The organism is Ruegeria sp. B10 (genome assembly GCF_056539825.1).
The window spans coordinates 164,409-176,211 of the sequence record NZ_JBQFVP010000006.1 but is presented as its reverse complement, the minus strand read 5'-3'; the positions used below and the strand labels follow the sequence as shown (position 1 = coordinate 176,211).

12 protein-coding genes are annotated in these 11,803 nt (G+C 58.7%); all 12 read left to right on the top strand.

The features are described 5' to 3' along the window. Nucleotides 1–46: 46 nt before the first annotated feature. The 12 genes from ACR0J4_RS10335 (at nt 47) to ACR0J4_RS10280 (ending at nt 11,801) form a co-directional block, all read left to right on the top strand. Nucleotides 47–391 carry a hypothetical protein gene (locus tag ACR0J4_RS10335; RefSeq protein WP_170554328.1) on the top strand — a complete coding sequence of 115 codons (345 nt, stop codon included), beginning with the start codon at nt 47–49 and terminating at the stop codon, nt 389–391. Between the two features lie 98 nt (nt 392–489). Beyond that, on the top strand, nt 490–894 hold the full coding sequence (locus ACR0J4_RS10330) for a DUF5333 domain-containing protein (RefSeq protein ID WP_419738285.1): 405 nt from the start codon (nt 490–492) through the stop codon (nt 892–894). Between the two features lie 2 nt (nt 895–896). Continuing rightward, the gene (nuoG, locus tag ACR0J4_RS10325; protein WP_170747316.1) at nt 897–2,912 is read left to right on the top strand and encodes an NADH-quinone oxidoreductase subunit NuoG; all 2,016 of its coding nucleotides are present in this window, start codon (nt 897–899) and stop codon (nt 2,910–2,912) included. A 45-nt stretch (nt 2,913–2,957) separates the two neighbouring features. Then, on the top strand, nt 2,958–3,995 hold the full coding sequence (gene nuoH / locus ACR0J4_RS10320) for an NADH-quinone oxidoreductase subunit NuoH (protein ID WP_170554334.1): 1,038 nt from the start codon (nt 2,958–2,960) through the stop codon (nt 3,993–3,995). 1 nt (nt 3,996) lies between these two features. Then, a complete protein-coding gene (gene nuoI / locus ACR0J4_RS10315; protein ID WP_039524264.1) occupies nt 3,997–4,491 on the top strand; it encodes an NADH-quinone oxidoreductase subunit NuoI in 495 nt (164 codons plus the stop codon). Next, on the top strand, nt 4,488–4,898 hold the full coding sequence (locus ACR0J4_RS10310; RefSeq protein ID WP_170642992.1) for a carboxymuconolactone decarboxylase family protein: 411 nt from the start codon (nt 4,488–4,490) through the stop codon (nt 4,896–4,898). The genes nuoI and ACR0J4_RS10310 overlap by 4 nt, the downstream gene beginning before the upstream one ends. Next, nucleotides 4,895–5,497 (top strand): NADH-quinone oxidoreductase subunit J, encoded by a 603-nt coding sequence (locus ACR0J4_RS10305; RefSeq protein ID WP_170642991.1) that lies wholly within the window; start codon nt 4,895–4,897, stop codon nt 5,495–5,497. The genes ACR0J4_RS10310 and ACR0J4_RS10305 overlap by 4 nt, the downstream gene beginning before the upstream one ends. Before the next feature lie 4 nt (nt 5,498–5,501). Next, nucleotides 5,502–5,807: an NADH-quinone oxidoreductase subunit NuoK gene (nuoK, locus tag ACR0J4_RS10300; RefSeq protein WP_005984024.1), complete on the top strand. Its 306-nt coding sequence runs from the start codon at nt 5,502–5,504 to the stop codon at nt 5,805–5,807. Nucleotides 5,808–5,814: 7 nt separating this feature from the next. Beyond that, nucleotides 5,815–7,995, top strand: a complete 2,181-nt coding sequence (gene nuoL, locus ACR0J4_RS10295; RefSeq protein ID WP_170554339.1) for an NADH-quinone oxidoreductase subunit L — start codon at nt 5,815–5,817, stop codon at nt 7,993–7,995. Then, nucleotides 7,995–9,539 carry an NADH-quinone oxidoreductase subunit M gene (locus tag ACR0J4_RS10290; RefSeq protein ID WP_170554341.1) on the top strand — a complete coding sequence of 515 codons (1,545 nt, stop codon included), beginning with the start codon at nt 7,995–7,997 and terminating at the stop codon, nt 9,537–9,539. The genes nuoL and ACR0J4_RS10290 overlap by 1 nt, the downstream gene beginning before the upstream one ends. A 15-nt stretch (nt 9,540–9,554) precedes the next feature. Beyond that, entirely contained in the window at nt 9,555–10,997 is a 1,443-nt protein-coding gene (gene nuoN / locus ACR0J4_RS10285) for an NADH-quinone oxidoreductase subunit NuoN (RefSeq protein WP_170642990.1), read from the top strand. A gap of 54 nt (nt 10,998–11,051) precedes the next feature. Beyond that, nucleotides 11,052–11,801 (top strand): biotin--[acetyl-CoA-carboxylase] ligase, encoded by a 750-nt coding sequence (locus tag ACR0J4_RS10280; RefSeq protein WP_170642989.1) that lies wholly within the window; start codon nt 11,052–11,054, stop codon nt 11,799–11,801. Nucleotides 11,802–11,803 lie beyond the last annotated feature (2 nt).

The window sequence follows — 11,803 nt, the reverse complement described above, 5'->3', positions numbered from 1 at the left end:
CCGCCCAGATGCCAGCCATCTGACAGGAATAAACAATGTGAAGACTATGAAATTTTCAACCTTAGCTGGCCTTGCAGGGCTTGTGCTGATCTCGGCTTGCACCGTCACCTCGTCCAAGGACCGTGTGCTGTTTGACGGGCAGTTTTTCCGCGCCAAGGCCAAGTCGGTCGACAAGCGCAACACCCCGACCGAGTTCACCGTTGTCGTGAACAACGTGTCAGCCTCGCTTGACGGCGCGCGTGAGGCTGGCCGGTTCGAGGGCACGAAATTCTGCATCCAGAACTTCGGCTCGTCGCGTATCGTGTGGAAGGTTGGCCCGGATACCGAACCGCAGAACCTGCGCATCAGCGACGACAAACTGACTTTTGCGGGAACCTGCCAAAGACCATGAGGCTGTTTTCCGCATATCACGGCAGGGCCAGCGGTCTGTTATTGCATAGCAGACAGGGCGACACCCATCTTGGTCGATCCAAGAAGGAAGGACCTGTCATGTCTTATGCGAAAACACTTGCCATCGGTCTTGCGCTGATGATCCCAGCGATCGCCGAGGCCAAGCCGCCTCTGCGTGAGGTGAAACAGATCGACAATGAGCTGTATTACATTGCTGTCGCGAAAGAGATTTCGGACTATTGCCCCTCGATCAGCGGGCGGAAGCTGAAAGCGATCAACGTGATGTGGGGGCTGCGGTCCGAGGCGAACAGCCTTGGCTACTCGGACCAAGAGATCCGGGCCTATGTCGAATCCGACGCCGAAAAAGACCGGATGCGCGCCAAGGGCGAGGCCTATCTGGCCTCCAACGGGGTGACCTACGAGAACCCGAATTCCTTCTGCACTTTGGGACGGAAGGAAATCGACAGAAACAGCGCCATCGGCGTTTATTTGAGGGCGAACTGACGATGTCTGACCTCCGCAAGATCAATATCGACGGGCAGGAAATCGAAGTCGATGGTGCCATGACCCTGATCCAGGCCTGTGAAGAGGCCGGGGTTGAGGTGCCGCGCTTCTGCTACCACGAACGTCTTTCGATTGCGGGGAATTGCCGGATGTGTCTGGTTGAGGTCGTGGGCGGCCCTCCGAAACCTGCGGCCTCTTGCGCGATGCAGGTGCGGGATCTGCGGCCGGGGCCGGAGGGGCAGCCGCCTCAGGTCAAGACGAACTCACCCATGGTCAAGAAGGCCCGCGAAGGGGTGATGGAGTTTCTCCTGATCAACCACCCGCTGGATTGTCCGATCTGTGACCAAGGCGGTGAATGCGATCTACAGGATCAGGCGATGGCCTATGGTGTGTCTGGCTCGCGCTTCAAGGAAGCCAAGCGCGCCGTTGACGATCTGGATTTGGGGCCGCTGGTCGGCACCGCGATGACTCGTTGCATCAGCTGTACGCGCTGCGTGCGCTTCACGACTGAGGTCGCCGGCATCACTCAGATGGGTCAGACGGGGCGGGGCGAGGATGCTGAGATCACCTCATACCTGAACCAGACGCTGCACTCGAACCTGCAGGGTAACATCATTGATCTGTGCCCCGTGGGGGCGCTGACCTCGAAACCCTATGCCTTCACCGCGCGCCCGTGGGAGCTGACCAAGACCGAGAGCATTGACGTCATGGATGCTTTGGGCTCGAACATCCGCGTGGATACCAAAGGGCGTGAAGTGATGCGGTTCCTGCCGCGTAACCATGACGGCGTGAACGAGGAATGGATCAGCGACAAGACCCGGTTCGTCTGGGACGGGTTGCGCCGTCAGCGTCTGGACCGTCCGTATGTGCGCGAAAACGGAAAGCTGCGTCCAGCCTCGTGGCCTAAGGCGCTGACCAAAGCCGCTGAAGCGCTGAAAGGGGCCGAAAAACCGGCAGGTCTCATTGGTGATCTTGCCCCGGTTGAGGCGATCTTTGCGCTGAAACAGATGATCGAAGGGCAGGGCGGCGTTGTCGAATGCCGCACGGACGGGGCCAAGCTGCCCGCGGGCAACCGCGGAGCCTATGCCGGGACCGCCGCGATCGAAGATATCGACATGGCCGAGCGCATTCTGCTGATCGGCACCAATCCGCGCGATGAGGCTCCGGTTCTGAATGCCCGCATCCGCAAGGCTTGGGCGCACGGGGCCGAGGTTGCTCTGGTCGGCCCGGCGGCCGATCTGACCTATGAATACCACCACATGGGCGATGACCGTGCCGCGTTGCAAAAGGTTGTCGACATGGGCGGCGATGATGAGATCAAAGCAAAACGTTCTTTGGTCATTGTAGGGCAAGGCGCGCTGCAAGAGGCAGATGGTGCCGCTGTTCTGGCCGCCGCGCAAACCGTTGCAAACAATACCGAAAGTGGGCTGATCATCTTGCATACCGCCGCCGCGCGTGTGGGCGCGATGGATGTGGATGCCACCAACGCGGGTGGTATGGGCGCGATCAGCGCGTCTGATGTGATCTATAACCTCGGCGCGGATGAGGTCGAGATCGGTGACGGCGCATTCGTCATCTATCAAGGCAGCCATGGCGACCGTGGCGCACACCGCGCTGATGTGATCCTGCCCGCTGCCGCCTATACCGAGGAAAACGGGTTGTTCGTGAACACCGAAGGCCGCCCTCAGCTGGCCATGCGGGCTGGCTTTGCGCCGGGTGAGGCCAAGGAAAACTGGGCCATCTTGCGTGCGCTCTCGACCGATTTGGGTGCGACGTTGCCTTTCGACTCTTTGGCGCAATTGCGATCCGCGTTGATCGAGGCGGTACCGCATCTGGCGCGTATCGACGAGGTGATCGAGAATGAGGTGCAGCCGCTTGAGGCTGGCGTACTGGGCAAGGCGAGTTTCCGCAATGCGGTCAAGGATTTCTACCTGACCAACCCGATCGCGCGCGCCTCGCAACTGATGGCCGAGCTGTCGGCGCAGGCGAAAAACACAGACAGGATGGCCGCAGAATGATCCGTCCCGCAGAGATATCCCCGACGACCCACGGTGTGAGGACCAATGGCTGACTTCTTTAACACACCGGGCGGCATCGCCCTGATCATCCTGGCGCAGGTTCTCGCTGTCGTGGCCTTTGTGATGATCTCGCTGTTGTTCCTTGTCTATGGTGACCGCAAGATCTGGGCCGCTGTTCAGATGCGCCGTGGCCCCAATGTGGTGGGCGCTTATGGTCTGCTGCAATCGGTGGCCGACGCGCTGAAATATGTGGTCAAAGAGGTCGTCATCCCGGCAGGCGCGGACCGCACCGTGTTCATCTTGGCTCCGCTAACGTCGTTCGTCCTGGCAATGATCGCCTGGGCCGTGATCCCATTCAACGACGGCTGGGTTTTGTCAGATCTGAACGTGGCGATCCTCTATGTCTTCGCCGTATCCTCGTTGGAGGTTTACGGTGTGATTATGGGCGGTTGGGCGTCGAACTCAAAGTACCCGTTCCTCGGCTCTTTGCGCTCTGCGGCGCAGATGATCTCTTATGAAGTGTCAATCGGTCTGATTATCATCGGCGTGATCATCTCGACGGGTTCGATGAACTTTGGCGACATCGTCCGCGCACAGGATGGCTCGTTTGGCTTCTTTAGTTGGTACTGGCTGCCGCATTTCCCGATGGTCTTCCTGTTCTTCATCTCGGCACTTGCCGAAACAAACCGCCCACCGTTCGACCTGCCCGAGGCGGAGTCGGAACTGGTCGCAGGCTATCAGGTCGAATACTCGGCCACGCCCTTCCTGCTGTTCATGGCGGGCGAGTACATCGCCATCTTCCTAATGTGCGCGCTGACCACGCTGCTGTTTTTCGGCGGCTGGCTATCACCGATCCCGGGCCTGCCGGATGGAGTGCTGTGGATGGTTGCCAAGATGGCGTTCTTCTTCTTCCTCTTCGCGATGGTCAAGGCGATCACGCCCCGTTACCGCTATGACCAGTTGATGCGTCTGGGTTGGAAAGTGTTTCTGCCGTTCTCGCTGGCCTGGGTGGTTTTCGTGGCCTTCGCGGCAAAATTCGACTGGTTCTGGGGCGCGTTTGCGCGTTGGAGCGTAGGAGGCTGATATGACTCAAATCGACTACACCCGCGCTGCCAAGTACTTCCTGCTGCAAGACTTCTGGGTCGGCATGAAGCTGGGGCTAAAATACTTCTTCGCGCCCAAGGCCACCGTGAATTATCCGCATGAAAAGGGCCCTCTGTCGCCTCGGTTCCGCGGCGAGCACGCCTTGCGCCGATATCCAAACGGCGAGGAACGCTGCATCGCCTGCAAACTTTGCGAGGCGATTTGTCCGGCGCAAGCCATAACAATCGACGCCGAACCGCGCGAAGACGGCAGCCGTCGCACCACGCGCTACGACATCGACATGACGAAATGCATCTATTGCGGCTTCTGCCAGGAGGCCTGCCCGGTCGATGCAATTGTCGAAGGCCCGAACTTCGAATTCGCCACGGAAACAAGGGAAGAGCTGTTTTACGACAAGGAAAAACTGCTCGACAACGGTGAACGCTGGGAAGCTGAAATCGCCCGTAATCTGGAAATGGATGCACCGTACAGATGAGTGACACGCCGACAAATCCCTTTGAACTGATGATGAAGCAGGCGCAGGACATGGCCAAGGCGATGAATCCGGCGATGGAGAATTTCTCGCCCAAGGGGTTTGAGAACCTATGGCCGACCATGCCCAAAGAGGTCATGGAAATGATGTTCGGCAACACCGTCAACAAGGACGGGCTGGATGCCAAGACGCGTCTGCTGCTGACGCTGGCCGGGCTGACTTGTCAGGGCGCGCAGGCGGACTCGGCCGTGCGACAGACGGTGCGCCATGCGCTTGAGGCGGGCGCAAAGAAACAAGAGATCGTGGAAACGATCGGTCAGATGTCGGTCTTTGCTGGCATCCCGGCCATGACCCGCGCGCTGGATCTGGCGCAAGAGGTCCTGGGCGACAACGAGGATGAGGATCAATGACCGTCTTTGCCTTCTATCTGTTTGCCATAAGCGCCATCACGGGCGGGCTGTTCACGGTGATCAGCCGTCAGCCGGTGCACTCGGTGCTGTGGCTGATCCTGTCCTTCCTATCCTCGGCTGGGCTGTTCGTACTGCTGGGGGCCGAGTTCGTGGCGATGCTGTTGATCATCGTCTACGTGGGTGCGGTTGCGGTGCTGTTCCTGTTCGTGGTGATGATGCTGGACGTGGACTTTGCCGAGTTGAAGGCCGAAATGGCGCGGTACATGCCGCTGGCTCTGTTGATTGGTCTGGTGATCCTGATGCAGTTCATCATGGCGTTCGGAGCGTGGGACAGCGCGCAAGGCGTTGAGGCCAATCTGGCTCAACCGGTTCCGAGCGACCGCCACAACACCGAAGCGCTGGGTGTCATCCTTTACGATCAATACTTCCTTCTGTTCCAACTGGCGGGCTTGATCCTGCTGGTGGCGATGATCGGCGCCATCGTGCTGACTTTGCGCCACCGTCAGGACATCAAGCGTCAGGACATCGTCGGCCAGATGATGCGCGACCCGGCCAAGGCGATGGAGTTGAAGGACGTGAAACCGGGGCAGGGACTTTGAGAAGATGATCGGACTTGAACACTATCTTACGGTCGCGGCGACGCTGTTTGTCATCGGCATCTTCGGTCTCTTCCTGAACCGCAAGAATGTCATCATTCTGCTGATGAGCATCGAGTTGATGCTGCTGGCGGTGAATATCAACCTTGTGGCGTTTTCCAGCTTCCTCGGCGATCTGGTCGGGCAGGTGTTCACGCTGTTCGTGCTGACCGTTGCGGCGGCGGAGGCGGCGATTGGTCTGGCCATTCTGGTCTGCTTCTTCCGCAACCGTGGCACCATCGCGGTTGAAGACGTCAATATGATGAAGGGCTAAGAGAACTATGGAAACCACCATCCTCTTTGCCCCGCTCGTGGGCGCTCTGATCTGCGGGTTCGGCTGGCGGTTCATCGGTGAGAAAGCCGCCATGTGGACCGCGACGGGCCTGTTGTTTCTGGCCTGTCTGCTGTCGTGGATCGTGTTCCTGGCCTTTGACGGTCAGACCCAACAGATCGAAATCCTGCGCTGGATCGAGAGCGGCTCACTCTCGACAAGCTGGGCTATTCGTCTGGACCGCCTGACCGCGATTATGCTGATCGTGGTGACGACGGTTTCGGCGCTCGTGCACCTCTATTCATTCGGCTACATGGATCACGACCCGCAATGGCGCGAGGGCGAAAGCTATAAGCCGCGCTTCTTTGCCTATCTGTCCTTCTTCACCTTCGCGATGCTGATGCTGGTGACTGCCGACAATCTGGTACAGATGTTCTTCGGCTGGGAGGGCGTGGGCGTCGCCTCATACCTGCTGATCGGTTTCTATTATCGCAAGTCCAGCGCCAATGCGGCGGCCATGAAGGCGTTTATCGTCAACCGGGTTGGCGATTTCGGCTTTGCGCTGGGGATTTTCGCGATCTTCCTGCTGACTGACAGCATCAACTTCTCGGATATTTTTGCCTCGGCCTCAGACCTGTCGGAAATGCAACTCAGCTTTCTCTGGGGTGAGTGGAACGCGGTTGAGGTGATCTGTGTCCTTCTGTTCATCGGCGCGATGGGGAAATCGGCGCAGTTGATCCTGCACACATGGTTGCCGGACGCGATGGAAGGCCCGACGCCTGTATCGGCCTTGATCCACGCCGCGACGATGGTTACGGCGGGTGTCTTCCTTGTCTGCCGCATGTCGCCGCTGATGGAGTTCGCGCCAGGTGCGACCGGTTTCATCACCTTCCTTGGGGCCTCGACTGCGTTTTTTGCGGCGACCGTGGGTCTGGTGCAGACCGACATCAAGCGCGTCATCGCCTATTCGACCTGTTCGCAGCTGGGCTATATGTTCGTGGCCGCAGGCGTCGGCATGTACTCGGCGGCGATGTTCCACCTGCTGACGCACGCTTTCTTCAAGGCGCTTTTGTTCCTCGGGGCTGGTTCGGTGATCCATGCGATGCATCACGAGCAGGAAATGACCGAATACGGCGGGCTGCGGAAGAAAATTCCCTATACGTTCTGGGCGATGATGATCGGAACGCTGGCCATCACGGGTGTCGGTATCCCGCTGACCACCTTCGGCTTTGCCGGGTTCCTGTCAAAGGATGCAATCATTGAAAGCGCCTTTGCGGGCGGCACGGGCTATGCCTTCTGGATGCTGGTTATCGCTGCGGTCTTCACCTCGTTCTACAGCTGGCGTCTGATTTTCCTGACCTTCTATGGCGAGCCGCGTGGGGACAAACATACCCATGAACACGCGCATGAAAGCCCGAAGGTGATGCTGATCCCTCTGGGTGTTCTGTCGCTGGGCGCGGTTTTTGCAGGGATGATCTGGTACAGCAACTTCTTCGGTCACACGGACAAGGTCGGGAAGTTCTACGGGATCCCGGTGGCCGAGGCCTCAGCGCATGGTGAAGGTCATGACGAAGCGACCCATGCCGAGCATGTTGCCGATGGTACCGCCGAAGAGCATCACGGTGACGATCATGCCGATGCCCACTCGGATGAGGCGCACGGGGATGATCATGCAGATGAGGCGCATGGCAAGAAAGACGGCCACGGAGATCATCACTATGTCTTCGCGGGCGAACCGGGTGAGGGCGCTTTGTATATCGCACCGGACAATACCGTGCTGGATGACGCCCATGCCGTCCCGAAATGGGTTAAGGTATCGCCTTTCGTGGCGATGCTGCTTGGGTTTGTCGTGGCCTACTGGTTCTATATCGTAAACACGTCGCTGCCCGCGCGTCTGGCTGCAAACCAGCGCCCGCTTTACCTGTTCCTGCTGAACAAATGGTACTTTGACGAGATCTATGATGCGGTCTTCGTCAAACCCACTCTGGCCCTTGGCCGCCTTCTGTGGAAGCGCGGCGATGGCAACACAATTGATGGCTTCCTGAACGGAGTAGCAATGGGCGTTGTTCCCTTCTTCACCCGCCTCGCAGGCAAGGCGCAGACCGGGTACATCTTTACCTATGCCTTCTGGATGGTGCTGGGCATCGCGGCCCTTGTGACCTGGATGTCGATCGGCGGAGGGGCGCAGTAATGGACAATATCCTCTCGATCGTGACCTTCATTCCGGCCATTGCTGCGGGTATTCTGGCTCTGTTCCTGCACGGAAATGATGCGGCGGCGCAGCGGAATGCCAAGTGGGTGGCGCTGTTGGCGACCACTGTTACCTTCCTTGTGTCGATTGGCATCTACACGGGCTTTGATCCTTCGAACACCGGCTTCCAGATGGTGGAAGAGGGTGAGTGGCTGATGGGTCTAAAGTACAAGATGGGCGTCGATGGCATCAGCGTGCTGTTCGTGTTGCTGACTACCTTCATCATGCCCCTGACCATTCTGGCCAGCTGGAACGTGACCGAACGGGTCAAGGAATACATGATCTCGTTCCTACTGCTGGAAACGCTGATGCTGGGCGTGTTCATGGCGCTGGATCTGGTGCTGTTCTACCTGTTCTTCGAGGCAGGCCTGATCCCGATGTTCCTGATCATCGGCATTTGGGGCGGTAAGGATCGCATCTACGCCAGCTTCAAGTTCTTTCTCTATACCTTTCTCGGCTCGGTGCTGATGCTGGTGGCGATGGTTGCGATGTACGCGGATGCTGGCACTACGGATATCGAGGCGCTGATGACCCATCAGTTCTCGTCCGAAAGCTTTAGCGTGATGGGCGTCTACATCGTCGGCGGGATGCAGACGCTAATGTTCCTGGCATTCTTTGCATCCTTCGCGGTGAAGATGCCGATGTGGCCGGTGCATACCTGGTTGCCGGACGCGCACGTGCAGGCCCCGACGGCGGGTTCGGTCGTGCTCGCGGCGATCCTGTTGAAAATGGGCGGCTATGGCTTCCTACGCTTCAGCCTGCCGATGTTCCCGGTTGGCTCGGCGGTGATGACCGATCTGGTTCTGTGGATGTCAGCCATCGCCGTTGTCTACACCTCGCTCGTGGCGCTGGTGCAGGAGGATATGAAGAAGCTGATCGCATACTCATCGGTCGCGCATATGGGCTTTGTGACCATGGGGATTTTCGCGGCGAACCAGCAGGGTATTGATGGCGCGATCTTCCAGATGCTCAGCCACGGGTTTATCTCTGCGGCGCTGTTCTTGTGCGTCGGCGTGATCTACGACCGGATGCACACGCGGGATATCGACGCATACGGAGGTCTGGTAATCCGGATGCCCGCCTACGCGTTGGTCTTCATGCTGTTCACCATGGCCAATGTAGGCCTGCCAGGCACCTCGGGCTTCATCGGCGAGTTCCTGACCCTGATGGGCGCATTCCAGGTCAACACCTGGGTAACCGCAGTGGCCGCGACCGGCGTGATATTCTCGGCAGGCTATGCGCTTTGGCTCTACCGTCGGGTCGTGTTCGGCGATCTGATCAAGGAAAGCCTGAAGGCGATGACGGACATGAGCTCGCGTGAGCGGCTGATCTTTGCGCCGCTCATCGTGATGACCATCCTGCTGGGCGTCTATCCGTCGCTGGTGACCGATGTGATCGGCAACTCGACCGCTGCATTGATTTCGAACTATGACACGGCTCTGGCCGCGGCTGAGGCTGCGACCCAAACAGCCGCTTCGCATTAAGGGAGCTTTGGAGACATGATCCAAGCTGATCTGACGATAATCCTGCCAGAGATCGTTCTGGCCGTATATGCGATGGCTGCTCTTATCGGGGCCGTTTACACCAAGAAGGACGAACTGGCTCCGGCATTGGTCTGGTCCACGGCAGGTCTGATGGCGCTTCTGGCGATTTGGATCTCTAGTAATGGTGACGGGACCAACGTGGCGTTCAATGGAATGTTCGTGGATGACGGCTTTGCGCGTTTTTCCAAGGTTGCGATCTTACTTTCCGCCGCTACCGTTCTGGTCATGAGCCAGGACTACATGGCCCGCCGCAACCTGCTGCGGTTTGAGTACCCTGTGCTGGTCGCATTGGCTGCAGTCGGGATGATGATGATGGTCAGTGCGGGCGATCTGATGTCGCTTTACATGGGGTTGGAGCTTCAATCCTTGTCGCTCTATGTCGTGGCGGCGCTGCGTCGGGACAGTGCGAAATCGACCGAGGCCGGTCTGAAATACTTCGTTCTGGGTGCGCTTAGCTCGGGCCTGCTGCTCTATGGCGCGTCGTTGGTCTACGGTTTTACCGGCACCACGCTGTTCTCGGGCATCATCGCCACCGTTCAGGCCGGAGACGTCTCGATCGGTCTACTCTTTGGTCTGATCTTCCTGATCTCGGGTCTGGCCTTCAAGGTTTCGGCCGTGCCCTTCCACATGTGGACCCCGGACGTGTACGAAGGGTCTCCGACCCCGATCACAGCCTTCTTTGCGACCGCTCCGAAAGTGGCTGCCATGGCGCTGTTTGCGCGCCTGCTGCACGACGCGTTTGGCGGCATCGTGAAGGACTGGCAGCAGGTGATCGTGTTGCTGTCGGTTCTGTCCATGCTGCTCGGTGCGGTTGCCGCGATTGGGCAGCGCGACATCAAACGTCTGATGGCGTTTTCTTCGATCGCCCATATGGGCTATGCGCTGATCGGTCTGGCCGCAGGAACTGAGCTGGGCGTGAAAGCTATGCTGATGTATCTGGCGATCTATGTAACGATGAATATCGGCACCTTCGCGTTCATTTTGATGATGGAGCGCGACGGCAAACCGGTCACCGACATCGACGCCTTGCGGCAGTATTCCAAGCGCGATCCGGGAAAGGCTCTGGCCGTTCTGATCCTCATGTTCAGCTTGGCGGGTGTACCGCCCATGCTTGGATTCTTTGCCAAGTTCGGCGTTTGGCAGGCGGGTGTCAGCGCGGGTCTGACTGGGTTGGTGATCGTGTCGGCAATCGCCTCGGTCATCGGTGCGTTCTACTATCTGCGGATCGTCTTCTACATGTATTTCGGCGCCGAGAACGAAGAGCCCATCGAAACTCGCTCAAACCCTGTATTGTGGGTGGCCTTGATGGGATCGGCGGCTTTGATGCTGATCGGTGTGTTCTACCAGTTTGGTGTCGAGGGTGCAGCAGCAGCTGCCGCAGCCACGCTTGTCAATTGATGAAAGCCGCCAACACGATGCAACTGCGCAACCCCGCAAGTGGGCCTTACTGACATGAGCAGTTGGCCTGACGGGTACGGCCTGCACATTTTGCAAGAGGTGGACAGCACGCTGAACGAAGCCGCGCGTCTTGCACCCACGGCGCAAGGCCCCGTGTGGATCATGGCACATCACCAGACCGCAGCGCGCGGCAGGCGAGGGCGGGCTTGGGCCAATCCCAAGGGCAATTTGGCCTCGACCCTTCTGATGCGCCCTCAAGGTGATCCGGAGAGTGCGGCTCTGCGCAGCTTCGTAGCGGCTTTGGCCTTGTTCGATGCCTGTGTCGCTGTGACCGGCAGAGCGTCAGGTTTGTCGCTAAAATGGCCCAATGATGTTTTGCTGAACGGCGGCAAGCTTGCGGGGATATTGCTGGAAAGCACGGGGCAGGGGCGCGGAGTTTCACATCTGTCGATTGGGATCGGCGTCAATCTGACCGAAGCCCCTGGCGCAGGCGCGGTTGAGCCGGGTGCCGTTCGCCCGGTTTCTCTGCTTTCGGAAACCGGTGCGCATGTCACGCCTGAGGATTTTTTGACCGAACTCGCCATCGCCTATGCCGGCTATGAAACCCAATTCGTCACTTACGGCTTTGAACCGATCCGCACGGCATGGTTGGCCCGCGCAGCGCGGCTGGGTGAGGTCATTACCGCCCGTACCGCTACGTCGGAAACGGTTGGTACCTTCGAAACGGTAGACGTGGGGGGCAACCTTGTCCTAAACACCGCCAAAGGCCGTGTGAGCATTCCTGCGGCGGACGTGTTTTTCTGAAG